Annotated in this window: 21 protein-coding genes; 2 read left to right on the top strand and 19 right to left on the bottom strand. The window is 71.0% G+C overall.

Going from position 1 to position 24,495, the window contains the following annotated elements; genetic code table 11:
- Window positions 1-75: 75 nt before the first annotated feature.
- The 8 genes from ACYVLQ_RS08230 to ACYVLQ_RS08195 form a co-directional block, all read right to left on the bottom strand.
- On the bottom strand, window positions 76-1,422 hold the full coding sequence (locus ACYVLQ_RS08230) for a M1 family metallopeptidase (protein WP_460696793.1): 1,347 nt from the start codon (window positions 1,420-1,422) through the stop codon (window positions 76-78).
- Window positions 1,422-5,291: a Pls/PosA family non-ribosomal peptide synthetase gene (locus ACYVLQ_RS08225; RefSeq protein WP_460697006.1), complete on the bottom strand. Its 3,870-nt coding sequence runs from the start codon at window positions 5,289-5,291 to the stop codon at window positions 1,422-1,424. Before ACYVLQ_RS08225 ends, ACYVLQ_RS08230 begins: the two co-directional genes overlap by 1 nt.
- Before the next feature lie 344 nt (window positions 5,292-5,635).
- On the bottom strand, window positions 5,636-7,192 hold the full coding sequence (locus tag ACYVLQ_RS08220) for an RsmB/NOP family class I SAM-dependent RNA methyltransferase (RefSeq protein ID WP_460696792.1): 1,557 nt from the start codon (window positions 7,190-7,192) through the stop codon (window positions 5,636-5,638).
- A gap of 199 nt (window positions 7,193-7,391) precedes the next feature.
- Complete coding sequence (gene fmt, locus ACYVLQ_RS08215; RefSeq protein WP_460696791.1) at window positions 7,392-8,315, bottom strand: methionyl-tRNA formyltransferase; 924 nt, start codon at window positions 8,313-8,315, stop codon at window positions 7,392-7,394.
- Entirely contained in the window at window positions 8,315-8,905 is a 591-nt protein-coding gene (def, locus tag ACYVLQ_RS08210; protein ID WP_460696790.1) for a peptide deformylase, read from the bottom strand. The genes fmt and def overlap by 1 nt, the downstream gene beginning before the upstream one ends.
- 77 nt (window positions 8,906-8,982) lie before the next feature.
- A complete protein-coding gene (locus ACYVLQ_RS08205; protein ID WP_460696789.1) occupies window positions 8,983-10,023 on the bottom strand; it encodes an esterase/lipase family protein in 1,041 nt (346 codons plus the stop codon).
- Window positions 10,024-10,104: 81 nt separating this feature from the next.
- Window positions 10,105-10,761 (bottom strand): PadR family transcriptional regulator, encoded by a 657-nt coding sequence (locus ACYVLQ_RS08200; protein ID WP_460696788.1) that lies wholly within the window; start codon window positions 10,759-10,761, stop codon window positions 10,105-10,107.
- A 122-nt stretch (window positions 10,762-10,883) separates the two neighbouring features.
- Window positions 10,884-12,311, bottom strand: coding sequence for a carotenoid oxygenase family protein (locus ACYVLQ_RS08195; protein WP_460696787.1), 1,428 nt, complete (start codon window positions 12,309-12,311; stop codon window positions 10,884-10,886).
- A gap of 70 nt (window positions 12,312-12,381) precedes the next feature.
- On the opposite strand from ACYVLQ_RS08195, the gene ACYVLQ_RS08190 reads away from it, so the two are divergent.
- Window positions 12,382-13,077 (top strand): TetR/AcrR family transcriptional regulator, encoded by a 696-nt coding sequence (locus tag ACYVLQ_RS08190; protein WP_460696786.1) that lies wholly within the window; start codon window positions 12,382-12,384, stop codon window positions 13,075-13,077.
- A gap of 28 nt (window positions 13,078-13,105) precedes the next feature.
- Here the strand turns inward: ACYVLQ_RS08190 and ACYVLQ_RS08185 are convergent, their stop codons facing one another.
- Both ACYVLQ_RS08185 and ACYVLQ_RS08180 read right to left on the bottom strand, forming a co-directional pair.
- Window positions 13,106-13,783: a response regulator gene (locus tag ACYVLQ_RS08185; protein WP_460696785.1), complete on the bottom strand. Its 678-nt coding sequence runs from the start codon at window positions 13,781-13,783 to the stop codon at window positions 13,106-13,108.
- Window positions 13,780-14,934 (bottom strand): sensor histidine kinase, encoded by a 1,155-nt coding sequence (locus tag ACYVLQ_RS08180; protein ID WP_460696784.1) that lies wholly within the window; start codon window positions 14,932-14,934, stop codon window positions 13,780-13,782. The genes ACYVLQ_RS08185 and ACYVLQ_RS08180 overlap by 4 nt, the downstream gene beginning before the upstream one ends.
- A 163-nt stretch (window positions 14,935-15,097) precedes the next feature.
- On the opposite strand from ACYVLQ_RS08180, the gene ACYVLQ_RS08175 reads away from it, so the two are divergent.
- Window positions 15,098-15,781: a VC0807 family protein gene (locus ACYVLQ_RS08175; RefSeq protein ID WP_460696783.1), complete on the top strand. Its 684-nt coding sequence runs from the start codon at window positions 15,098-15,100 to the stop codon at window positions 15,779-15,781.
- Between the two features lie 175 nt (window positions 15,782-15,956).
- On the opposite strand, the gene ACYVLQ_RS08170 is transcribed toward ACYVLQ_RS08175, so the two are convergent.
- The 9 genes from ACYVLQ_RS08170 to ACYVLQ_RS08130 form a co-directional block, all read right to left on the bottom strand.
- Window positions 15,957-16,394 (bottom strand): DoxX family protein, encoded by a 438-nt coding sequence (locus ACYVLQ_RS08170; RefSeq protein WP_460696782.1) that lies wholly within the window; start codon window positions 16,392-16,394, stop codon window positions 15,957-15,959.
- Window positions 16,395-16,519: 125 nt separating this feature from the next.
- Entirely contained in the window at window positions 16,520-18,694 is a 2,175-nt protein-coding gene (locus tag ACYVLQ_RS08165) for a primosomal protein N' (protein ID WP_460696781.1), read from the bottom strand.
- Window positions 18,695-18,773: 79 nt separating this feature from the next.
- Window positions 18,774-19,988: a methionine adenosyltransferase gene (gene metK, locus ACYVLQ_RS08160; RefSeq protein WP_460696780.1), complete on the bottom strand. Its 1,215-nt coding sequence runs from the start codon at window positions 19,986-19,988 to the stop codon at window positions 18,774-18,776.
- 268 nt (window positions 19,989-20,256) lie between these two features.
- Window positions 20,257-21,474, bottom strand: a complete 1,218-nt coding sequence (gene coaBC, locus ACYVLQ_RS08155; RefSeq protein WP_460696779.1) for a bifunctional phosphopantothenoylcysteine decarboxylase/phosphopantothenate--cysteine ligase CoaBC — start codon at window positions 21,472-21,474, stop codon at window positions 20,257-20,259.
- Window positions 21,475-21,524: 50 nt separating this feature from the next.
- A complete protein-coding gene (rpoZ, locus tag ACYVLQ_RS08150) occupies window positions 21,525-21,800 on the bottom strand; it encodes a DNA-directed RNA polymerase subunit omega (RefSeq protein WP_040708326.1) in 276 nt (91 codons plus the stop codon).
- Between the two features lie 135 nt (window positions 21,801-21,935).
- The gene (gene gmk / locus ACYVLQ_RS08145) at window positions 21,936-22,517 is read right to left on the bottom strand and encodes a guanylate kinase (protein WP_460696778.1); all 582 of its coding nucleotides are present in this window, start codon (window positions 22,515-22,517) and stop codon (window positions 21,936-21,938) included.
- A 7-nt stretch (window positions 22,518-22,524) separates the two neighbouring features.
- A complete protein-coding gene (mihF, locus tag ACYVLQ_RS08140; protein WP_068018717.1) occupies window positions 22,525-22,842 on the bottom strand; it encodes an integration host factor, actinobacterial type in 318 nt (105 codons plus the stop codon).
- Between the two features lie 521 nt (window positions 22,843-23,363).
- Window positions 23,364-24,188 carry an orotidine-5'-phosphate decarboxylase gene (gene pyrF / locus ACYVLQ_RS08135; RefSeq protein WP_460696777.1) on the bottom strand — a complete coding sequence of 275 codons (825 nt, stop codon included), beginning with the start codon at window positions 24,186-24,188 and terminating at the stop codon, window positions 23,364-23,366.
- Entirely contained in the window at window positions 24,185-24,436 is a 252-nt protein-coding gene (locus tag ACYVLQ_RS08130; protein WP_460696776.1) for a hypothetical protein, read from the bottom strand. The genes pyrF and ACYVLQ_RS08130 overlap by 4 nt, the downstream gene beginning before the upstream one ends.
- Window positions 24,437-24,495: the final 59 nt, after the last annotated feature.

Genomic DNA, 24,495 nt, shown 5'->3' with positions numbered 1-24,495 from the left:
CGCCGGGAACACGGACAGAGCGTGCCATACAGCAGCATGCCGGGAACACGGACAGGGCATGCCACACAGCCGGGATCAGCCGACTGCGCCGTGTTGGGGTGGGAGCTGCGGGAGCGTTGGGTCGTAGAGCCAGGTGTCCCAGAGGGGGCGAAGGGAGACGGTGCTGTAATGGCTTGCTAGGTCGGCGAATTCCTCGGTGCTGACCGAGGAGTGGCGGTACCGGGCGGTCCATTCGTGCAGGAGGCCGAAGAATCGGCCGTCGCCGAGTTCGAGCCGCAGGGAGTGCAGGGTGAGGGCGCCGCGTTTGTACACCCGGTCGTCGAACATCACCGCCGGGCCGGGGTCGCCGACCACGATGTCCTGGGGGCCGCGGGAGAGGGTGTGGCGGGCGGCGCGGGCCAGCTGGTCGGCCGTGGGGCCGCCGGACGCCTCCGACCAGATCCATTCGGCGTAGCAGGCGAATCCCTCGTGCAGCCAGATGTCGCGCCACTGCCGCACGGTGAGACTGTTGCCGAACCACTGGTGCGCGAGTTCGTGCGCGATGAGCCGCTCCGCGCCGCGGCGGCCGTCGCAATGATTGGCGCCGAAGATCGACAACCCCTGCGCCTCGATCGGGATCTCCAGGTCGTCGTCGGTCACCACCACCGTGTAGCTCTCGAACGGGTAGGGCCCGAAACGATCCTGGAACTCCGACATCATCTGCGGCTGCCGCGCAAAGTCGTGGTCGAACGCGGTCCGCAGTCGCGCCGGAAGCAGTGCGTGCATCGGCACCGATGCATCGTGCGACGTGCCGACGCGATACTTGCGATAAGGCCCGATCTGCACGGTCGCCAGGTAGCTCGCCATCGGCTCGGACTGCTCGTACACCCACGTCGTCTGGCTCGCCTTGGTCTGCTTGTGCGTCAGCACCCCGTTGGCGACGGCGTAGTAGGGCGAGTCGGTGGTGATCGAGATCCGGTAGCTGGCCTTGGAACTGGGGTGGTCGTCGCACGGAAACCAGGAGGCGGCGCCGTTGGGCTGACTGGCCACCAGCGCCCCCTCGCTCAGCTCCTCCCAGCCCACCTCGCCCCACGGCCCGCGCACCGGCCGCGGCGTCCCGGCGTACTGGATCACGATGGCCAGCACGCCACCGGCCGGAATCTTGCGGGCCGGGGTGACGGTCAGCTTGCCGTGCTGGTGCGAATACTTCGCGGCCTTCGAGCCGTTGACGAAAACCTTGGCGACACCGAGCGATGGGGACAGGTCCAGGGCGAAGCGCGGGCGCACGGCAGTTGTCACGGCGGTGATCGACGCCTTACCCGCGAGCCGGTTGCTGGCCACCTTGTAGACCAGCTCCAGCTCGTACCGCGACACCCGGTACCCGCGATTGCCGTTCTGCGGCAGGTACTCGTCGATCGGCTCCTCGTAGAACTTGTCCCTCATCACGCCCCGTCCCCCGGCCAGGGCGCGATCGGATTGCCCTGCCACCGGGTCGACGGCGGCACGGTATCGCCGCGCATCACCAGCGAGGCCGGGCCGACCGTGGCGCCCGCGCCGATCCGTGCCGCGGGCAGCGCGACGCAATGCGGTCCGAGGGTCGCCCCGTCCTCCAAGGTCACCGTGTCCATGGCCATGATCCGATCATGGAACAGGTGGGTCTGTACAACACATCCGCGTTCGACCGTCGCCCCGTCGCCGAGGCTCACCAGGTCGGCCTCGGGCAGCCAGTACGACTCGCACCACACGCCGCGGCCGATCCGCGCGCCCAGCCCGCGCAGCCAGAGATTCATCACCGCGGTGCCGGTCGCCGCGCGCGCGAACCACGGCGCTGCAACGGTTTCCACGAAAGCGTCCGAGACCTCGTTGCGCCACACGAACGAACTCCACAGGGGGTGCTCGACCTTCTCGATACGCCCGACCACGAGCCACTTCGCCGCCACCGCGCACCCACCGGCCGATACCCCGGCGGCGAGCAGCACCACGCCGGAAAGCAGTGCGGCGAACCAGTATCCGGGCCCCTGCGCCAGCGCGGCCAGCGCGAACAGCACCCCGAGCCCGATACCGAACGTCACCATCACCGGCAGCAGGCGGCAGGTCTCGACCAGGCCGCGGGCCACCTTCAGCCGCTGCGGCGGATCGAAGGTCCGCGCCGTGTCGGAGTCACCGGCCGTGCGGCGCAACCGAACCGGCGGACTGCCCAGCCACGACGAGCCCGCCTTCGCCTTCTCCGGCGCCGCCGACAACACCGCCACCAGACCATTCTTCGGCACGCGGCGGCCCGGCGCGGTCATACCGGAATTGCCGAGGAACGCCCGCTTGCCGACCTTGGCCCCGCCGATATGCAGCCAGCCGCCGCCGAGTTCGTAACTGGCGACCATGGTGTCGTCGGCCAGGAACGCCCCGTCGGCGACGGTGGTGAACTTCGGCAGCAGCAGCACCGTCGAGGCCTCGACGCCCTTGCCGATGGTGGCGCCGAGCAGCCGCAGCCACAGCGGCGTCAGCAGGCTGGCGTAGAGCGGGAACAGGAAGGTGCGCGCCGAATCCATCAGACGCTCGGTCGACCACGCCTGCCAGCCGACGCGACTGCGTACCGGGTGGTAGCCCTCGGTCAACCCGATGCTGAGCAGCCGGACCGACAGCACGGTCGCGACGGCGAAAACCGCCAGACTCAGCAGCGTCGCGACCGGCAGGATCAAGAAGGCGTCGCCGAGCGCGCCCGGCAGGGTCCGGTCATCGCGAATCCACCACGCGATCAGGGCCCCGCCCGCGGCGAGACCGAGAATCGGCATGGCGGCCAGCGCCATGGAGGTCAGGCCGAAGATCGCGACCCAGTGCACCGCGCGCGGCGGCGTGGCCGAAGGCCAGGGATGGTCGGCCTTGCCCACCTTCACCGCGGGCGATCCGGCCCACTCCTGTCCCGCTTTCACCTTGCCGAACACCGCGGATCCCGGCGCCACCACGGCGTTCTTGCCGATCACCGCGCCGGGCAGCAGCGTCGACCGCGAGCCCACGACCGCGCCCGCCCCGATCCGGAGGGCGCCGATGTGGACCCGGTCGCCGTCGATCCAGTATCCGGCCAGATCCACCTCGGGTTCGACGCTGCAGCCGTCGCCGAGTTCGAGCAGCCCGGTCACCGGCGGCAGGGTGTGCAGGTCCACCCCCTTGCCTACCCGGGCGCCCAGCGCCCGCGCGAACGGCACCATCCACGGTGCGCCCGAAAGGTTTTCGGCCCCGCTGGCCTCCGACAGGCGCACCGCGGCCCACAGCCGCAGATGTACGGAGCCGCCGCGCGGATAGACTCCGGGGCCGACGCCGCGCAGCAGCAGCCGCGCCCCGGCGACGCAGATCGCCATCCGGCCCGGCGGGGAGATGAAGAGCACGAAGCCGAGCAGTGCCCACCACCACGACAGCCCGGGCATCCACGGGATGGCGCCGGACCAGCTCGCGATATTGGTGACGATCCCCAGCCAGGTCAGCCACTGCAGGCCGGTCAGCGTCGTCAACGGGACCAGGACCAGCACCTGCGCCCACTGCGCGAACCGCGGCGTGGGGGCGACCGTGCGCGTTTCGACGGCGGCGACCGGCGCGGCGGCGTCCAAGAGGTCCGCGAGCGCGCCCAGGCGCGGACGGTCGTACAGATCGGCGACGGTGACCTGCGGGAAGCGTTCACGCAGCGCGGTGACCAACTGCGCCGCCGCCAGCGATCCACCGCCGAGGTCGAAGAAGTCCGCGTCGGGGCCGGTGACCTCGGCGCCGAGGATCGAATTCCACAGTCCCGCAACCCAATGCGCGGTTCCGGCCAGCCCGGCGTCGGATTCGGGGTCGGCGGCCGGACCCGGCAGCGGCCACGGCAGTGCGTCGCGATCCACCTTTCCCGATGTCCGCGTGGGCAATTCGCCGACCACGGCGAGCCGCGGCACGAGCGCGGCAGGGAGTTCCTCGGCGAGCAGTTTGCGGGCGTGCCCGACGTCGAATCCCGGATCGGTGGTCGCGAGGTAGCCGACCAGAATTCGGTTGCCCGCCTCGGTGGTTCGCACGGCGGCCGCGGCACCGCTGACACCGGGCAGGTGCTGCAGCGCGTTGTCCAGCTCGCCCAGTTCGATGCGGCGGCCGCCGATCTTCACCTGGTCGTCGGCGCGGCCGAGGAACACCAGCCCCGCGCTGTCGTTGCGGACCAGATCGCCGCTGCGGTAGGCGCGCTCCCACCCCAGCGACGCCATGGGCGCGTACTTCTCGGCATCCTTGGCGGGGTCGAGATAGCGGGCCAGGCCGACGCCGCCGATCACCAACTCCCCGGATTCGCCCTCCCCCACCGGTTTTCCCTCGCCGTCGACGACGGCGAGGTCCCAGCCGTCCAGCGGCAGCCCGATGCGCACCGGCGGTTCCCCGGTCAGCCGGGCGGCGCAGGCGACCACGGTGGCCTCGGTGGGGCCGTAGGTGTTCCACACCTCGCGGTCGCCCGTTCCCGCCAGTCGTTCCGCGAGTTCGGGCGGCACGGCCTCGCCGCCGAAGATCAACAGCCGCACCGCGTCCAGCGCCTCGGCGGGCCACATGGCGGCCAGGGTGGGGACCGTCGAGACGACGGTGATGCGCCGCCGCACCAGCCACGGCCCCAGATCCATCCCGCTGCGCACCAGCGCCCGGGGCGCGGGCACCAGGCAGGCGCCGTGCCGCCACGCCAGCCACATCTCCTCGCACGAGGCGTCGAAGGCGACCGACAGCCCGGCCAGTACGCGGTCGTCCGGGCCGATCGGCGCATCCCGCAGAAATAACCGGGCCTCGGCATCGACGAAAGCGGCGGCGTTGCGGTGGGTCACCGCGACGCCCTTCGGGGTGCCGGTGGATCCCGAGGTGAAGATGATCCACGCGTCGTCGTGCGGTGCGGGCAGGGCGGTGGTCCCCGGCCGGTCCGGACCGGTCGCGGCCTGGCGCGGCGCGATCCCAGCCGCGGTGACGACGGCGCTGACCCCCGCCTCGTCGAAGACCAGCCGGGCCCGCTCGTCCGGATCGTCGGCGTCGACCGGCACGTAGGCGGCCCCCGCCTGCAATACCGCGAGGATGGTCACATACAGCTCGCTGGTCCCGGACGGGATGCGGACGCCGACCCGGTCACCCGCGCGCACGCCCGCCTCCCGCAGCCGGTCGGCGGTGTCGTCGACCTCGGCGAGGAGTTCGGCGTAGGTGAGGGCGTCGCCGCCGTCGTCGAGAGCCGCGGCGTCGGGATGGTCGCGCGCGGTCTCGGTCAGGATGTCCAGCAGCGTGCGGGGCGGGGCGGCCGAGGCGGACCGCGACAGCGGCGACAGCCCTGCGATCGCCGCGGATCCAGCGTCCGCCGCGATCTCCGAGACCTCCGGAGGGAGCGTCACGTTCTGTCCACCTTTCCGATCGGCCCCCGCGTGCGCCGTACGTTGTCTCACGCCAGGGTTACCGATTCGCAAACTTCATGCTTACGGCGTCCCACGCTTCGCCGGGCAGGACGCGCCCCGACCCCTATGCGGCCGGTTTGCCCGTCTATTCTTCCAGGCTCGGGTTCACCGGGAGTCCGGGGCAGGACCCCCTGCATTACGACGCTCGAAACCGACCGCCCGTTACAGCCGCTGCAGACGGTGCGGGAACGAAGGAGGGGTCCGGGAACCTCGGGGTCCGTTCGCCGCCGTCACTCGGGCTTGCGGAGGGCGGCCATGAACATGGCGTCGGTGCCGTGGCGATGCGGCCACAGCTGGGTGGCCGGGCCGTCGCCGAGGGCGGTGACGCCGGGCAGCAGTTCGCGGGTGTCGAGTTGTTCGGCTCCGGTGCGCCGGACCAGGTCGCCGACCACGGCGATGGTCTCGGGCAGGTGCGGGGAGCAGGTGGCGTAGACGATCACACCGCCGGGACGCAGCAGGTCCCATGCCGCGCTGAGCAATTCGCGCTGGAGCACCGTCAGCTCCCGGACATCGGCCGGGGTGCGGCGCCAGCGCGCCTCCGGGCGGCGGCGCAGCGCGCCCAGGCCCGTGCACGGCGCGTCGACGAGGATGCGGTCGTAACCGGGCACCAAGCCGCTGTCGCGGCCGTCCGTGACGTGCACGGTGACCGGCAGCCCCGCGGTCGCCTTGCGTACCAGGTCGGCGCGGTGCTCGGCGGGTTCGACGGCGTCGACGCGGCAGCCGTCGATACCGGCGAGGGCGCCCAGCAGCGCCGCCTTACCGCCCGGCCCGGCGCACAGATCGAGCCAGCGGCCGGTGTCGGGACCGAGCAGCGGGGCACGGGTCAGCGACAGCGCCACGAGCTGGCTGCCCTCGTCCTGGACCGCAGCCATGCCCTCGCGCACGGGTTCCAGCTTGCCGGGATCGCCGCCGTCGAGATACACCGCGTACGGCGACCAGCGGCCCTCCTCGCCGCCGGTGACCAGGGCCAGTTCCTCGGCGGTGATATCGCCGGGCCGGGCCACCAGGTGCACCGCCGGGCGCTCGTCGTCGGCGGCCAGCAGCTCGCGCAGTTCGTCGGCGTGGGCGCCGAGGGCATCCGCGAACGCCTGCGCGATCCAGGCCGGATGCGCGTACTCGAAGGCCAAGCGCCCCACGGGGTCTCGCGGCGCCAGCCGGTCGATCCACTCCTGCGGGGTGCGCTCTCCGGCGCGGCGGAGTACGGCATTGACGAAACCGGCCTTGCCGCTGCCGAATTCGGCTCGCACCAGATCCACCGAGGTGTCCACCGCCGCGTGCGCCCCGACGCGGGTGCGCAGCAACTGATACACGCCGAGCCGCAACACATCCAGCAGCGGGCCGTCGACATCGGCGACCGCCCGCCCCGCGCAGTCCGCGATCACCGCATCCAGCAGCCCCAGCGACCGACAGGACCCGTACGCCAGCTCGGTCGCGAACGCCGCATCCCGCGCCCCCAGCCGCCGTTCCCGGAGCAACGACGGCAGCACGAGATTCGCGTACGCATCCCGCTCCCGCACGGCCCGCAGGACATCCCGCGCCACCTCACGCGGGGCGTCGACACCGGAGTGCCGTGCGCCCTGCCGGCCCGCCCGGGCGCCTCCACCGCCGCGACGCTGCCCACTCTCGGACCGACCGCCCCCGGCCCGGTGTTCCGCTCCACGGGACTGGGAAAGACGTTGTCCCGCATCGTCACCCGCCCGACCGTCACCCCCGGACCGCGCACGGTCCCCGCGCCGCCCGCGTCCGGATCCGGAGTCGCCGGGGCCCCGCGCCGCACTACGCGACACCGACCGCTCTTGTCCCGCACTGTCACCCGACCTCGCACGATCATCACCGGCGCCTGGTTTCCGAGTGGCCGCATTACGCCCCGCCCGCCCACCGCGGCGGCTGTCCGAATTCGATTGCCCCGCACCGCTGTCCGGTTTGCTCATGACGTCACCTCCCGGGGGCTCGGCGCTCCCGCGCGCTGTCCCCACGCGGGGCGGCTCACTCGACCACCGCGCCGGGCCGCAGGCGGGCGCCGCGGGCCCAGTCGAGGGCGGACATCATGCGTTTGCCTTGGGGCTGTACCTGGTTCAGGCGCACGGCCGTGGTGGCGGTGCCGATGTAGACGCCCGTCTTGCGCACCTCGACCGTCCGGGGCGGCAGCGATTCCTCGACCAGTTCGACCGGGCCCAGCTTGAGGCGTTTGCCGTCCACCTCGGTCCAGGCGCCGGGGGCGGGCGTGACCGCCCGGATCCGACGGCCGATCGCCAGCGCCGGTTGATCCCACCGGACGTGCCCCGCCTCCGCGTCGATCTTCGGCGCGTACGACACGCCCTCGGCGGCCTGCGGAACCGCCTGCACGGTGCCGTCCTCGATGCCGTCGAGCGTCGATCCCAGCAGGCGCGCACCGGATTCCGCGAGTCTGCCCAGCAGCGCACCGGCGGTATCGGTGACCGCGATCTTCTCGGTGACCACGCCGTACACCGGCCCGGTGTCGAGGCCCTCCTCGATGCGGAAGGTGGCGGCGCCGGTGATCTCGTCGCCCGACAGGATCGCCGCCTGCACGGGCGCCGCGCCACGCCACGCGGGCAGCAGCGAGAAGTGCAGATTCACCCAGCCGTGCCGCGGAATGTCGAGCACCCGCCGGGGCAGCAGCGCACCGTAGGCCACCACGGGGCAGCAGTCCGGCGCCAGCGCGGTGAGCCGCTCGACGAAATCGGGCTCCGACGGTTTGGCGGGCGTCAGCACCTCGACGCCGGTCTCCTCGGCCAGCAGGGCGATGGGCGACCTGGTCACCTTGCGGCCGCGCCCGGCGACGGCATCGGGCCGGGTCACCACCGCGACCACCTCGTGCCGCGGCGATTCGATCAGACGGCGCAGCGACGGCACGGCGGGCTCGGGCGTGCCCGCGAAGACCAGGCGCATCAGTGGCCCCGCCCCGCCGCCGCGGTCCGGGCGGTGGCCACTTCCGCCGCCGACATGACCGTCTTCCCGGCGGCGAACCACTCCGACTCGCGCACCGCGCGCATCGCCTCCTTGCGGGTCGCCGCGTCCAGCCGGTCCAGGTACAGCACGCCGTCGAGATGGTCGGTCTCGTGCTGCACACAGCGCGCCAGCAGGCCCTCGGCCTCGAATTCGACCGGGGCGCCGTCGATGTCGACGCCGCGCGCCACCACCCGCAGCGCGCGGGTGACGTCGTAGCGCAGCCCCGGGATCGACAGACAGCCCTCCGTCCCGGTCTGCTCCTCCTCGCCGAGAACCTCATAGGTCGGATTCACCAGGTGCCCGGCCCGGCGGGTGCCGGGTCGATCGCGCCCGGCGGCGTTCGTGTCGTAGACGAACACCCGCAGACCGACCCCGATCTGCGGCCCCGCCATCCCGACGCCACCGCTGCCGCGCATGGTGTCGGTCAGGTCGGTCACGAGCTGGCGCAGTTCCCTGTCGAAGGTGGTGACCTCGTCGGCGCGGGCGCGCAGGACGGGATCGCCGAACAGGCGAACAGGCTGGATGGTCACGAGCAACTCCCGGGCGTGAAGGTACGGTCGCCTCATTTTACGGAGCGGCGGGCGCGGATCCGCCCGGGTCGGCCCGATCACGAATGCGCCCCCAGGATCACCTCGGGAATTCCGGTCCCGAGCGGCACGAACCGGCATTCCGGAGCGACCGCGCGATCGGGATCGAGGACATTGAGCAGGAGTTGCCACACGAGCGGGTCGTACACCAGATGGAAGTGGCCGGTGAGGTCGACCGGGCACACGTCCTGCAGCACGATGTTCTCCGCGCCGGGACCGCGCAGCGCGATATTGGTGAACGGCTGGATCATCTCGTCGACCCGGCTCCCGATCGTGGTGTAGCGCACGCCGGGCACCGTGTCGCCGCCCGCGTTCAGCTCGACCATGAACGGCGAGCCCGCCGCCTGCTGCACCGCCGCCCGCGAGGTGACCTGCTCGAACGCCCACCACAGCCCCGGGATCGAATTCGCTAGCGGCACCAGCCCGAACATCACCCCGCCGTAGCTGGGCGAGGCCAGCCCCACCCACTGCCCCACCCGGTCGGCGCCGCCGAGCTTGTTGACGAAATATCGAGTCACGTTGGCGCCCTGCGAGAAACCGACGAGGTCCACGCGGGCCGCGCCGGTCGCCGCCAGCACCCGGTCGACGAAGTCGCCGATCTGCCGGGCCGACAGCCACAGATCCTCGGTGCCGAAGCTGCGCACCGCGTCCGGTTTACCGCCGTAGTTCAGGGCGAAGACGCAGAACCCCGCACGCACGAGGGCGGGTCCTATTGCCGACCAGTCCGTATAGGCCGAGGCGTCGGTTCCGTGCGCCAGCACCACCGGACGCGGATGCCTGGAACCGGGACGGCAGCCGAAGTCGTTGGTGCCCTCCGGGGTTGCCCCCGGATGGGCCTCGAGGTACCAGGACGCCGACAGATGCTCCTCCTGCGGCGGGGCCGGCTCGGTGGGCACCACCGGCGGCCGGTACCCGGGAGGCGGAACCGGTTCGGCGACGGCCGATGCCGCGCCCACCACGGTCCCCCCGCCCAGCACCAGCGCACAGGCCAGCGCACCCGCCACCCCGGCATACCGCCGTTGTGAAACGTCCCGAGGTCGTCGACCTCTCCGTTGTCCCATGCCACGAATCATTCCCCGAACAGGCGGGAATTATCCGACCTTTCGCGGCTTCTCGTCGCGCGATCGGGACCACGGCCGCCGCTACTTCCCGGGAGCCTCGTCGTCGGCGAGGATCCGGTAGAGCGAGCGACGCGCCTCGGTGAGCACCTCGGCGGCCTTGCCCGCCTGCTCCGGCGTCCCGGCGCGCGCCACCTGCGCGACCGCGCCCATCAGCTGACCTACCAGTTCGCGCAGGTCCAGCGCCTGGTCGCCGACGCCGTCGCGGACCTCCTGCCAGGGGTCGCCGAGTTCGTCGCGTTGCGATGCCACGTACTCGGTCCCGGCGTCGGTCAGCTTGGCGGTCTTGCGACCGGCGACCTTCTCGATGAGTACCAGACCCTCGTCCTCGAGCTGCGAGAGCGCGGGGTAGATCGACCCCGGGCTGGGGCGCCAGACGTCCTCACTGCGCTCGCGGATCTGCTGGATCAGCTCGTAGCCGTGCATCGGCCGCTCCTGTAGCAGCAGCAGGATCGCCGCGCGGACATCGCCGCGCCGCCCGCGGCCGCCGCGTCCCCGACCGCGGCCGAACGGTCCGCCGAAACCGCCGAACCCCGGCCCGAAATCCGGGCCGAACGGGCCGAAGCCGGGGCCGAAGCCATGCGGACCGTGCCCGCCCCGCGGGTGCCGACGGAACTGTTCGCGGCCTCCGGGCCGCGGGCCACGCCGGAATCCCCGGCCGCCCATCTCCACGTCTTCCATGACTGTGCCTCCTTCAGGCTTGTCTTCGGTTGACGTCATCAACGATATATCGGCAATGCATCTTCGACAACTGTGAGGGCCGACACAAGCCAACCGACCCCCGGCCGGTACCCGCGCTTCCGCTAGGTCGACCGAATCCAGTTGCCGTGGAAACCCGCGGGCACGCGATGCGGCAGGTGGATGCTCGCGGCCGTCTCCAGGGTCTGGGCATCGAGGATGACCAGGTCGCTTCGGTCGGTCGGGGCGTCGTAGACGAAACCCATCAGGACCCCCTCGTCCTCGGCGGCATCGGGCGCCGACGGCTCGAACACGAACTCCCCCAGGCTCTTTCCGGCACCGAACGAGCGGGTGGCGGTGGTTCCGGAGAGCAGGTCGTGCTTGTACAGCGTCGCGGCCCCGCCCCCGTGCGCCCCGACCGCGGGCACGTATCCGTAACGGTGCCGCTTGCCGGTGCGGCGCTCGTCCATCCGCGGAAACTCCTGGCTCCGATCGTCGAAGCGGCACTGTCGGACCTTGCCCGCGTTCAGGTCCACCTCCCAGCGCTCCAACGTGGGCGGGCCCTCGTTGGGGCCGAGCCGGTCGGCGTCGAACATCTTCGGGTGCCGCACCACGTCCAGCACGATGGTGTCGCCGTCGTCGTAGGCGTTGAGGGGATGGAAGACGTAGCAGGGCTCGATATCGAACCAGCGCATATCGGCACTGCCACCCGCACGGGGCATGACGCCGACGCGGGCCTGATACTTCGGGTTCCAGGCGTAGGGCAGTCGCCGGTCCTTGGCGGGCGAGACTTGTTTCGCCGCCGGCGGATTCGGCAGCCGGAGGCGGCCGATCACGGCCGACAGCAGCAGCCGCACCGGCAGCCGGAGCCCGCGCGGCACCGCCATCTCGGCGGTGACCCGGGGGTCGACGGTGACGGGAAGGTCGTAGAGGATCACGTAGTTCTCGGTCAGCGAGAAGTCGTGCATCATGGGCGCGCCGCGGACCTCGATGTCGACCGTGCGTTTCGCCCGGCCGTCCACGCCGATCACCGAGTACTGCACCCGGTTGCCGCCCCGGAACGAGTACGACACCGCATGCAGCTCACCGGTGTCGGGGTCGCGTTTGGGATGGGCGGTGTATCCGCCGCTGATCGTGCCGTCGAAATCGCAGATGCCGACCGTATCGAGTTCGTCGGTCAGTTCATAGTTCGGCAGTCCGGCCTCGACCAGCGCCAGCGTGCGGCCCGCGTGGCCGATGACGTTGGTGTTGGCGCCGACGCCCCGCGCGCGCACCAGCGGCTGCTCGCCCAGCGCCGCGGAGGTGGCCGGGCCCCGGACCCAGCGATTGCGGTACCACTCGGCGGCGCCGTCGCGGATGCGCACGCCGTGCACCATGCCGTCGCCGGAAAACCAGTGGTATAGAGCGGGATCCAGCTCGCCGACCGGATTGGGTCCGTTGCGCAGATAGCGACCGTCGAGGTGGTCCGGGATGGCCCCGGTGACCGGGAGATCGGTGAGCGTGTGCTCCTGCTGGACAGGGGAGAACACCCCCGCGAGGTAGCGATTGTCCATAAGGACTCCCCAGATAGGCATAACCAAGTTATGTTTCATACAATAACCGGGTTATGCAGAGGAGACAATGGTGAGTTCCCGGCAGCAGAGCACCGCGCGACGCCGCGGCGCGGCCACCCGCGAGCAACTGCTGGAGACCGGCCTGGCGATGCTGGAGGAGGCCGGCCCCGAGGCGCTGCAGGCCCGGCGGGTGGCCGCGGCCGCCGGGGCCTCGACGATGACGGTCTATACCCACTTCGGCGGGATGACGGGACTGCTGGAAGCCCTTGCGGCCGAGGCGTTCACGCGGTTCGGCACGGCACTGGCGAGCATCGCGCACACCGATGACCCGGTCGCCGACTTCTTCGCGCTGGGCTACGCGTATCACAGTTACGCGCTCGCCAGCCCGCAGCGGTACCGGCTGATGTTCGGCCTGACCGCACAGCACACCCGGCAACCCCTCGCCTGCGATTTCACCGCCGGTCCGGTCTCGGAGGCGGTCGGCGCGGAAACCTTCGAACACCTCGTCGACGCGGTGCAGCGGATGATCGACGGCGGACAGCTGCGCCAGGACCCCGCGCGGCCGGTGGCCGCACGCGTGTGGGCGTTGATGCACGGTGCGGTGATGCTGGAGGTGAGCAAGTATCTGGGCCCCGAAGGCAACGGCGTCGCAACGGTGCTCGTCCCGGCGACGGTGGATCTGCTCGTCGGGATGGGGGCGGATCGGGCCGAGGTCGATCGGTCCCTGCAGCGGACGATCGAGCGGATCACCGGCAGTCAGCCCTAGTCGGGGGCGTCGAGATGCGGAGCGCCCGTTACGGTTCCGCGAGGCCGTGGCGGTAGGCGTACCGGACGGCATCGGCGCGGTTGCGAGCGCCGATCTTGGCGAACGCGTTGTTGATATGGGTTTTCACCGTGGTCTCCCCGACATACAGCGCGGCCGCGATCTCGGCGTTGCTCAGACCCTGCCCGATCAAGCCGATCACCTCGGCCTCACGGCCGGTCAGGCCGTCGGGCCGTTCCGGCGGCTTCCGCCCGGCGGACTCGTCAGATCGCGACAGCGCGGCCACCAGGCGCTGCGACACCGTGGCATCGAAGGTGGACTGCCCGGCGGCCGCCGCCCGAATCGCCGCCGCGATCTCCACCCGGCCCGCGTCCTTGGTCAGATAACCCCGCGCACCCGCCCGGAGCGCCGCCACGATGGACTCGTCGTCGGAATAGGTGGTCAGCACCAGAACCGCGGTGGCAGAACGTGTTTCGGTGATGCGCCGAGTCGCCTCGACGCCGTCCAGCACAGGCATCCGCAGATCCATCAGCACCACGTCGGGGCGCGACTCGGCCACGACCGCGAGCGCCTGTGCACCGTCGCCGACCGCGCCGACGACGTGCACCTCGTCGACGAGCCCGAGCAGCGCGACCAGGCCTTCTCGCATCACCTGCTGGTCGTCGACCACCAGCACCCGGATCGGGTCGCCGGGCTGCTGCCCGCTCATTGCGGCACCTCCGCCGTCACCAGCCAGCCGCGTTCGTCCGGACCCGCGGACAGCGTGCCACCGACCAGCGCGATTCGCTCTCCCATACCGATCAGGCCATATCCGCCGGACTGCTCGTCGCGGGTCGCCGTGCCGTCCAAGGGGTTCCGCACCGACAGCCGCACCCGCTCCGGCAGGAATGCCAGCGTCACGGCGACCGGTTGGCCGGGCGCGTGTCTGCCCGCGTTGGTCAACGCCTCCCGCGCGGCCCGCAGCAGCGATACCGTCGCCGCCGGGCCCACCGCCCGCGGCGCACCATCGATCCGGCACTCCGCATCCAGGTGATGGTCGCGCCGGTAGGACTCGGCCAGCCGGCGCACCGCGTCGGGCAGCGGCGGGACGTCGTCGCGCAGCGCGGCCACCGCGCCGCGCGCCTCGGCGAGCCCATCGACGGCCAGCCGCCGCGACTGCCGTACTCGAGCGAGCGCTCCGTCGAGATCCCCCTTCTCGCTCAGCAGCGCCTCGGCCACCTCCAACTGCACGCTGAGCGCGCCGAGCGAGTGCGCCAGGACGTCGTGCATCTCGCGGGCGATCCGGGCCCGCTCGTCCAGCGCGGCCGCGCGGGTGTGCTCGTGCTGCGCGCGCCGGGTCTGCTCCAGCAACTGTTCGGTCTGCCGGACCCGGATCCGGTATTGGCGCCGAGACAACCCGAGCAGCAGGACGATCAGCAGGATTCCCGCGTATGCAGCCAGTGTCGTCGCCGTTCGCCCGGCCAGCAGCAGGCTTCCGGCGAGGACGGCGACGGTGGCGACGAAGACACCCGCGATGACCGCGACACGCAGGACCACGTGCTCCGCGACGACGCTCGTCGCCGCGCACAGCAAGACCAGCGCCGACGAGTCCGGCGCGGGTCCGCACGCGGCGGCCGCCACCACCGTGCAGACCGCCATCGCGGCCAGCGACAACCGCGGGCGCCGACGGCGGTAGACGGCGTAGACCATCCAGCAGGCGTACGCCGCCCCGAGCATCACCCACAGCCACACCGCGACCGGGGAATGGTGGTTGAACACCACGTTCACCCCGAGCAGCGCCGTGCCCACGATCCGCATGAGCGGGCCGGATTCCGGATCCCCGCCCAGCAGCGATCGACCGACCCGCCGCAGCCGCTCCATCGCACTCCTCCTCTCCGGTACCTCAGCATTCTTGCCTGCTCCGTGGCGGGGCGAGTCGGCCCCCGGGTGGAGATCGTCTTCTCCACCCGGGCGCCGAAGTGGACGGGCGGGGTGCGTGACTACCGTTTCCGACGACCACCCGCAGCCCCACGGAGAGTGTCCGATGACCGAAACCGCAGTACTGCCAAGCCCTTCCGCATCCCGGCCGCGCTCGCGCAGGGCAGGGAACCTCTTGTTCACGGTGGCCGCCATCGGGCTGTCGCCCGCGGTCTTCTACGTGCTCCTCGCACTCGGCCGCACCGAGTTCGTCGCCCTGGTGTGGTCGACGATCGCGGCCGGGCTGTGGGTGATCGTCGTCGCGGGATTCCAGCGCCGGATCGATGGGCTCGCCGCCTTCGCCTTCTGTCTCAACGCGCTCGGGCTCGCCCTGGCCCTGCTGGGTGGCGACGACCGCATGATGCTGATCAAGGAACCCGTGACGTCCGCGGTGATCAGCGTCCTGCTGCTGGCCAGTTGCGTGGTCGGCCGCCCCGCCCTGTTCGGCATGGCGCAACGCCTGCACGCGCCCGGACGGAACCGGGACCAGCTGTGGAACACGCTGTGGCACAGCGATTCCGAGGTCAGGCAGGCATTCCGGCGATCGACCGCCGTGTGGGCCACCGGGCTCGCCGTCGACGCGGTCGTGCGGCTGCTGCTGATCTTCGCCCTGCCGGTCTCGGTCGCCGTCGGCCTGATGAACCCGGTGCAGTGGGCCATCATCGGCCTACTGGTGCTCTACACCCTGCGCGGCCGCCGCCGCCTCGATATCAAGGCCCGGCTGGCGCGGCTGGCCGCACCGGCGGCTTGACCCGTCGCCCTCCGAGCGCGACGGCGGCCACCTGGCGCGGCGCCCGAATCCTGGCGTCGCGGACCAGATGGCCGCCGGACCGATCGCTGCCAACCCGACGAGCGATCGATCCCGGAACGCACGAACCGGCGATCGGTGGGTGGTCCACCGATCGCCGGTCGTGCTCAGGAATGTGTCATCGCGACAGCGACTTGCGCAGATCGGTGACGGTGGCACGGCGCTCGTAGGCGATCCAGCCGAAGATCGCGGCGAGCACCAGCGGGAAGATCGCCATCGCGGGCTTGTCGGCGATGAACGCCTGCGTCCCGGCGGCGAGCACGGTGAGAACCGACAGTCCCGCGGCGGCCAGGGCGCTCAACCGCGGCACCATCAAACCGATGCCCCCGGCGACCTCCACCACTCCGATGAAGATGAGCAGCCCGAACGGGAAAGTCAAATTCTCCGGAGCGCTGTCGATCAAGGCGTTCGGCATCACGAGCTTCGGGCCGCCGGAGGCGATGACGAAGAAGAGCCCGAGCAGGATCTGCAGGGTCCACAGCACGCGGTTGCGCACCTTGCCCGGACGGTAGGTGGCGTCGTCGGAGAAGTGGGCGGCGGGGTTGGCGGTAGTCATTTCCGGTCCTCCTGGTCGGTCGCGCCGGGTTGGTAGCGCGTTCAACGGATAGGACGGAGCATCCTCCGAGAACTCATCGCTGTCCCCGAAAATTGCCGAAACCGAGGGAAGCGGATGCTCACCGCTCAGCCGATATCGACGGGATCGATCTGTACTCGCAGCGGCGCGTCGGAGCGGTGCGTGCTGCGGACGGCCTGGGCGGCGGTGAGGGCGCGTGACAGGGCCGCGCCCGAGCGGCGGTCCGCGCGCAGGATCATGCGCTCGACCTCGGCGGGGGAATCGCCGGAGGAGAACGGTTTCCGGACTCCCGGGGGCAGCGGCACCGGGCCGAGGACCTCGATGTCCGCGGGAAGCTTTGCCTCGCCGAGCAATTCGGCGATGGAGTCGGTGGTGCCGTCGATCGCGGCGAACCGGACGGCGGGCGGGAAGCGGACCTCGGTGCGAGCCTCCAGCTCGAACACCGCGTGAGTCACCGGATCCCAGCGCACCAGGGCTTGGACGGTGGGCAGCGACGGCTCCGCCATCACGATCACCCGGCCGCTGGAGCGGACCAGCGTGGCCGCGGACATCCAGCGGCGCAGCGCGTCCTCGGCCGCGCGCAGGTCCGCGCGGCCCAGCAGGGCCCAGCCGTCGAGCAGCAGGGCCACGCCGTAGCCGCCCGGCGCCGCCGGTTCGGCTCCGATGGTCGCGACCACGACCTGCGGCTCGTCGGGCACGTGGTCCAGCACCGACGCACCGCCGGACCCCCGTATCGGCACGCCCGGGAAGGCCCGGCCCAGTTCCTCCGCCGTCCGCGCCGCCCCGATCACCACCGCCCGCAATGCCCTCGAACCACATGACGAGCACCGGAACACCGGCTCGGTCCTAGCGCACCACCGACAGCTCGGACTGTGCGCGACCTCCCCGGAAGCACTGCGCGACAAGGCAACTCCGAGGTCGCGAGCGGAGCCCGAACGCGTGGGACCGGTTTCGCCCGATTCCGGCACACCAGCCTGTGCCGCGCCGGCTGCGGCGCCGTTTCCATCCGGCAAGGCCAGTGGTCCGTTGCAGTGGCGGCAACGGGCCGGGGTACGGCATTTCGCGCAGGACAGGGCGGGGACGTAGCCGCGGCGCGGCACCTGGACCAGTACCGACTCCCCCGCCGCCAATGCCTTACGGGCCGCGGTGAAGGCCACCGCGGGAATCCGCACAGCGCGCGCGACCGGATCTCGTTCCAGCGCAACATCACTGTCGCCGGGAGCGCTGATCCGGGGCGCGCACTGTCGCACCACTGCCCGATCGGCGAGCAGATCGTGCGCCCAACCGGATTCGACGACAGCCTGGATCTCGGCGGTCCGCGAGAAGCCCCCGGCGACGAACGCCGCACCCGTCTCGTGCGCCCGCAGCATCGCCACCTCCCGCGAATGCGGGTACGGCGATCGTGGCTCGGCGTACATATCGTCCCCGTCGTCCCAGATCGCGATGAGCCCCAGATCCTGCGCGGGCACGAAAACCGCGCTGCGCGTGCCGATCACGACGCGTGCCGTGCCCCGCAGCGCCGCCAGCCAGCGCCGGTAGCGAGCCGCCGGACCCAGTCCGGCCGCCAGACCGACGGCCGCCTCCCCCACCAGCTCCGCACAGGCCGCCGACACCCGATCCAGATCTCGCTGATCGGGGACGATCAGCACCGCACTGCGCCCACTCCCCACCACCACGGCCGCCAGCTCCGCCAGCCGCCGCGCCCAATCCTCCCCCGGGACCGCCTGCCACGCCGCCCGGGGGCCCTTGCCCTGCGCCAGCGCACGCAGGAACGAGGAGCCGTGCCGGTACCTCCCCCAGGCTTGGTCCTTCAAGAGATCAACGGGCACAACAAAATTCGCCCCGGAGTCACCGACCGCACCCCCCGCGCCACGAGTGCCGGGCGCACCGTCGTCGGCGAGCATCCCGGGAGACATCGCACCGTCCGAGCCGCCGCTGTCGACCGAATCCTTCTGCGCGCGTGGCTTTTCCGCCTCCACCTTTGCGTGTCGGGGTGGGATGGCCAGGCGCAGGACATCGGCTCGGGTCCCCGCGTAGCGGGCCGCGACCGCGGTGACCAGACGCAGGATTTCCGGGGTCAGGACGCGTTCGCCGGAGACCACGCGCTCCAGCTTCATCAATCGGCCGGTGTGGTCGGTCTTTTCGAGGCGGTCCAGGACGAACCCGTCGATCAAACGGCCCGAGAAACGCACACGGACGCGCACACCCGGTTGGGCGAGCGCGTCCATGTCCGCGGGGACCAGGTAGTCGAAATCCCGATCCAGATGTGCCGGTTCCAGCATCGGCAGCACCCGTGCGATGGGGCGCGCCACCGGTGCGTCGGCTGGCGCTTCGGGCCCGGCCTCGGTCAATGGCAGCCGATCACAACCCTGCCGCGGCGCGCAGCTTGTCGGCCCGATCGGTGTTCTCCCAGGGCAGGTCGACGTCGGTGCGGCCGAAGTGGCCGTAGGCGGCGGTGGGCGCGTAGATCGGGCGCAGCAGGTCCAGATCGCGGATGATCGCGCCCGGGCGCAGGTCGAACACCTCGGCGATGGCCGCCGAGATCCTGGTCGGATCGATCGTCTCGGTGCCGAAGGTCTCCACGAACAGGCCGACCGGGGCGGCCTTGCCGATGGCGTAGGCGACCTGCACCTCGACCCGCTCGGCCAGTTCGGCGGCGACGACGTTCTTGGCGACCCAGCGCATGGCGTAGGCGGCCGAGCGGTCCACCTTCGACGGATCCTTACCGGAGAAGGCACCGCCGCCGTGGCGGGCCATGCCGCCGTAGGTGTCGACGATGATCTTGCGGCCGGTCAGCCCGGCGTCGCCCATCGGGCCGCCGAGCACGAACTTGCCGGTCGGGTTCACCAGCAGCCGGAAATCGGAGGTGTCGAACGGTTCGGGCAGCTCCAGATCGGCCAGTACCGCGTCCACGACCTTCTCGCGGATATCGGGGGACAGCAGATTGTCCAGGTCGATATCGGCGGCGTGCTGGGTGGAGACCACCACCGTGTCCAGCCGCGCGGGCTTGGCGCCGTCGTATTCGATGGTGACCTGGGTCTTGCCGTCGGGCCGCAGGTAGGGCAGCACGCCGGACTTGCGGACCTCGGTCAGCCGCCGCGACAGCCGGTGCGCCAGCGCGATCGGCAGCGGCATCAGCTCCGGGGTCTCCTTGGTGGCGAAGCCGAACATCAGGCCCTGGTCGCCCGCGCCCTGGCGCTCGATCTCGTCGTCGGAGCCGCCGACCCGGGCCTCGTGCGAGGTGTCCACGCCTTGGGCGATATCGGGCGACTGCGCGCCGATCGCGATGTTCACGCCGCAGGAGTTTCCGTCGAAACCCTTTGCGGACGAGTCGTATCCGATCTCGAGCACCTTCTCGCGGACGATCTTCGGGATATCCGCGTAGGCCGAGGTGGTCACTTCACCGGCGACGTGCACCTGGCCCGTCGTCACCAAGGTCTCGACCGCGACACGGCTGCGGGGGTCCTGCGCGAGCAGCGCGTCGAGGACGGAATCGCTGATGGCATCACAGATCTTGTCCGGATGACCCTCGGTCACGGACTCGCTCGTGAATAGCCGGCTACCGGACGTGCGCACAGTTCTTCCCTCTCCCTCAACGGGTCTTCGTACCGGGTTGCGACAGTAACGAACTCGCGTCACCGCGCAACCCTTTGTCTCAGACTATTCCAAACCACCGACGCGGTGCGGTTCCGGTGCCCGCGCGGCGCCGCTACCAGCGGCTACCGCCCGTCACTACCCGCTACCGCCTCCACAGGGCCCCGTTTTGGCAGTCGGTGCAACTTCGCGCGTAATGCCATTGTGCACTGCGCGCGTCTTTGCATACTAGGCCGAAACCATTTGCGCCTCAGCGCAACAGCGGTCCCAGCGCATCCAGTACGCGGCTGGCCAGCAACAACTTCGACCCGTGGTCGAGCGACTGTTCGGTGCCGTCGGCGCCGAGCAGCCAGCCGTCGTTGTTGTCCACCTCGAACGCCTTACCCTCGCCGACCGCGTTGACCACGAGCAGATCGCAGCCCTTGCGCTCGAGCTTGGCGCGCGCGTGGGTGAGCACATCGCCGTGCTCGTCCCCGGTCTCCGCGGCGAATCCGACGATCGCCAGCCCGGGCAGGCGGCCGTCGCGCCGGGCCTGCACGAGGCCCGCCAGGATGTCGCGGTTCTTGGTAAGATCGATCCGGTCGGGTTCGCCCGCACCCTTCTTGATCTTGGCTGCGGCGACGTTGGTGGGCCGGAAGTCGGCCACCGCGGCCGCCATGATCACCGCATCGGCCCCGACGGCGTGCTTATCGACCGCGACACCGAGCTGCTCGGCGGTGGTCACGTGCTCCAACTCGACCGAGGCCGGTGGCTCCAGAGCGATGGTGTTGCCGACGACCAGCGTGACGTGGGCGCCGCGCTGGGCGGCCAGCCGGGCCAGTGCGAAACCCTGCTTGCCCGAGCTGCGGTTGCCCAGGAATCGCACCGGGTCCAGCGGTTCGCGCGTGCCGCCCGCCGACACCACGATGCGGCGGCCCTCCAGGTCGCGCGGGATGGCATCGGCGCGCTCGAGCAGCAGCGACGCCAGCGCGAAGATCTCCTCGGGCTCGGGCAGGCGCCCCGGGCCGGTGTCGGCGCCGGTCAACCGGCCCGCGGCCGGCTCCATGACGATGGCGCCGTGCGAGCGCAGGGTCGCGACGTTCGCGGCCGTCGCCGGGTGCTCCCACATCTCGGTATGCATGGCCGGGGCGAACAGCACCGGACATCGCGCGGTGAGCAGCGTGGCCGTGAGCAGGTCGTCGGCGCGGCCCATGGCCGAACGCGCCATCAGGTCGGCCGTCGCCGGGGCGATCACCACCAGGTCGGCCTCCTGACCGAGGCGCACGTGGGGCACCTCCGGGACGTCGGCGAACACGCCCGTATTCACCGGGTTGCCCGACAGCGCCTCGAACGTGGCCTTGCCGACGAACTGCAACGCCGACTCGGTGGGGATCACCCGGACGTCATGCCCGGTCTCGGTGAATTTGCGAACGAGCGAGCATGCCTTGTAGGCGGCGATTCCGCCGCCCACGCCGACAACGATCCGCATATGTCTAGCCTCTTCGGTCCGGTGGAGGTGGGCGGCGGTAAGCCCCTACGTCACTCGCCTTCGGAGTGCTCGAGCAGGTCGGAGTGGATCTCGCGCATCGCCACCGACAGCGGCTTCTCCTGCAGGCCCGGCTCGACCAGCGGGCCCACGTACTCGAGGATGCCGTCGCCGAGCTGGTTGTAGTAATCGTTGATCTGGCGCGCCCGCTTGGCCGCGTAGATGACCAGCGCGTACTTCGACGACGTGCGCTCGAGCAGCTCGTCGATCGGCGGGTTGGTCAGGCCCACCGGGGTGTCGTACGCGGGCACGGTCTTGGTGTCGCTCACTGGTGAGGCTCCTGCGGGTCGTGGTGGAAATCCAGCCGGTTGCGAGCATGGGGGCGGTCCCGGCAGTCGCCGAGACGACGAATGCCATCGGACCCATGGCCCGATAACGAGGGCCGTCGGCCCGATCGGCCGCCCTTATCTCGAATTTGTGCTAACGAACAACGATACCAACTGCTCACAGGCACTGGTCAGGTCGTCGTTCACGATCACGGTGTCGAACTCGTCACACGCCGCGAGTTCGGTTCTCGCGGTCTGCAGGCGACGCTCTATCACCTCGGGCGATTCTGTGCCACGCCCGGTCAGCCGCGCCACCAGCTCGTCCCAGCTGGGCGGGGCCAGAAAGACCAGCACGGCCTCCGACGTCGCCGCTCGGATCTGCCGCGCCCCCGCCAAGTCCACCTCCACGAGCACCGGTTTACCGGCGGCGACCGCCGCGCGGACCGGTGCGGCCGGGGTGCCCGACCGCTGCAGGCCGCCGTGGATATCGGCCCACTCCAGCAATTCCCCCTGTTCGATCATGGCGTCGAACTCGGCCCTCGTCACGAACCGGTAGTCGCGGCCGTCGACCTCCCCGGGCCGCGGGGCCCGGGTGGTGGCCGACACACTGAAGACCAGGTCCGGCAGCCGCTCGCGGACACACCGGACCACAGTGGACTTGCCGACGGCCGAGGGGCCGACCAGTACTACCAGCCGACCCTTCTGCGTGTGCTCGACCACCCTCGGATCAGGCTTGGTCGAACTTCGCCAGCAACGCCTTGCGCTGGCGATCGCCCAGGCCCCGCAGACGGCGGGTCGGTGCGATCTCCAGCTCGCTCATGATCTCCGCCGCCTTGACCTTGCCGACCTTGGGCAGGGCCTCCAGCAACGCCGACACCTTCATCTTGCCCAGGACCTCATCGGTCTCGGCATCCTTCAGGACCGTCTTCAGGTCGGTGCCGCCACGCTTCAGGCGCTCCTTGAGCTCTGCCCGAGCGCGGCGAGCGGCAGCCGCCTTCTCCAAAGCAGCGGCGCGCTGCTCGTCAGTCAGCTGGGGAAGGGCCACGGTTCCTCCGTCTCATCGTTCATTGCTTCATCTCCCGCCGGTAACCCGGCGGTCTGTGCGACCGTACCCACGCGGCGTGCCGATTGCGAACCCACCCCCCAGGTCAGCGCCGGATTCGGGCACGGTAGCGGCCGTGCGGACGCCCCCTCACCCACGATTCCGCCGGTTGCGCAGATCCTACCGCCGAATTCGCCCGCAGCCTCGTGGCCTGCGGTTTTCACCGCCGTAACCGGGCAAATGACCGGTTCGGCGACGGACTCGAGGCGTCGTAATCCACCCGTTATCCCGCGACCAGGACTTTTCTGGATTTTTCGGCGTGTCGCACGTTTTCGACCCCGCGTGTCGCTTTAGGAGACCTCCCCGGAGTCGCGAGCGAGAACTGCTCGGCCGCCCACAGACACCCCTCTCGGGCCCCGAAAGGGCCGCCTACAGCGGTAAACACAGGCATGTAGTTTCCCGGACGGGCGCGGCGGACGGGACGCGCAGCGGGGCTCCGGCGCCCACCCCGGGCGCCGGATCGCTCAGTTCTGCAGAAACGCGAACGAGTCGGTGAGTTCCTTGGTCCGTGAGCGCAATGCCTCGACGGAGGGCCCCGCGGCGAGCACCTCGCGGGAGGCGGCGGGAACGGCCGCGGCGAAGCTGTCGCGCGGCACCAGCGCCCGGACGGATTCGGGCCCGCCGCCCTGCGCACCGACGCCGGGCATCAGGATCGGGCCGTTGAGCAGGCGCAGGTTCGGCACCTCCGCCACGGTGGCGCCGACGACCACGCCCACCGAACCGAAGGCGGAGCCGACATTGCGGACGGCCGCGTCGTCGACGACGGACTGGGCGATCGTGCGCCCATCGGCCGCCGTGATCCGCTGCAACTGCGCGGCTTCCGGGTTCGAGGTGGCCGCGAGCACGAAAATTCCGCGGTCGTTGGCCGCCGCTAGCTCCAAAGCCGGTGCGAGCGAACCGAATCCGAGATAAGGCGAGGCCGTCACCGCATCGCAGCCGAGCGGGCCGTCACCGAGCCATGCCGCGGCGTAGGCGGCCATCGTGGAGCCGATATCGCCGCGTTTGGCGTCGGCGAGCACCAGGGTGCCCGCCTCGCGCAGCGCGGCGATGGTGTCCTCGAGGACCATGAAACCGCCCGAACCGTAGGCCTCGAAAAACGCCACCTGTGGTTTGACCAGGGCCACCTCGCCGGCGAAGGCGTCGACGCAGGTGTCGGCGAAGCGCTTCAGGCCGTCGAGGTCCTCGGTCAGGTCCCAGGCGCGCAGTAGCGACGGATGGGGGTCGATGCCGACGCACAGCGGGCCGCAGCGGCCCATCGCCTCGCGCAGCCGAACGCCGAACGAGGTCACCGCGTCACCGCGGCGGGCCGCGCGTCCGCGGCAGCACCGGCGGCCGCCAGTTCCCGATCGGCGTCCGCCAGTTCCTGATCGATGATCGCCAGTTCCCGATCTATGGCCGCGAGGTCCCGTTCCGCGACGGCCGGTTCCCGCTCGGCGGGTTCACGGTCGATCCGCGGCGTGGAGCGGAAGCCGACGGTGCTGTACCCGCCGACGTTGCGCATACCCCGGATGTCGCCCCCGCCCGCTGGGGCCTGCATCTCGACCGATCGCCGCCGCGGTTTCACTCGCCCGGCGCCGACCGGCCGAGCTCCCGCGC

It is taken from the genome of Nocardia thraciensis (assembly GCF_054782435.1).
This window is presented reverse-complemented; position numbering and strand designations above follow the sequence as displayed.

Coding starts and splice junctions, on each gene's coding strand:
- ACYVLQ_RS08230 (WP_460696793.1), bottom strand. CDS start 1,422: ATGAGGGACAAGTTCTACGAGGAGCCGATCGACGAGTACCTGCCGCAG.
- fmt (WP_460696791.1), bottom strand. CDS start 8,315: ATGCGCCTGGTCTTCGCGGGCACGCCCGAGCCCGCCGTGCCGTCGCTG.
- ACYVLQ_RS08205 (WP_460696789.1), bottom strand. CDS start 10,023: ATGGGACAACGGAGAGGTCGACGACCTCGGGACGTTTCACAACGGCGG.
- ACYVLQ_RS08200 (WP_460696788.1), bottom strand. CDS start 10,761: ATGGAAGACGTGGAGATGGGCGGCCGGGGATTCCGGCGTGGCCCGCGG.
- ACYVLQ_RS08195 (WP_460696787.1), bottom strand. CDS start 12,311: ATGGACAATCGCTACCTCGCGGGGGTGTTCTCCCCTGTCCAGCAGGAG.
- ACYVLQ_RS08185 (WP_460696785.1), bottom strand. CDS start 13,783: ATGAGCGGGCAGCAGCCCGGCGACCCGATCCGGGTGCTGGTGGTCGAC.
- ACYVLQ_RS08180 (WP_460696784.1), bottom strand. CDS start 14,934: ATGGAGCGGCTGCGGCGGGTCGGTCGATCGCTGCTGGGCGGGGATCCG.
- ACYVLQ_RS08175 (WP_460696783.1), top strand. CDS start 15,098: ATGACCGAAACCGCAGTACTGCCAAGCCCTTCCGCATCCCGGCCGCGC.
- ACYVLQ_RS08170 (WP_460696782.1), bottom strand. CDS start 16,394: ATGACTACCGCCAACCCCGCCGCCCACTTCTCCGACGACGCCACCTAC.
- ACYVLQ_RS08165 (WP_460696781.1), bottom strand. CDS start 18,694: ATGCTGGAACCGGCACATCTGGATCGGGATTTCGACTACCTGGTCCCC.
- coaBC (WP_460696779.1), bottom strand. CDS start 21,474: ATGCGGATCGTTGTCGGCGTGGGCGGCGGAATCGCCGCCTACAAGGCA.
- ACYVLQ_RS08130 (WP_460696776.1), bottom strand. CDS start 24,436: ATGCAGGCCCCAGCGGGCGGGGGCGACATCCGGGGTATGCGCAACGTC.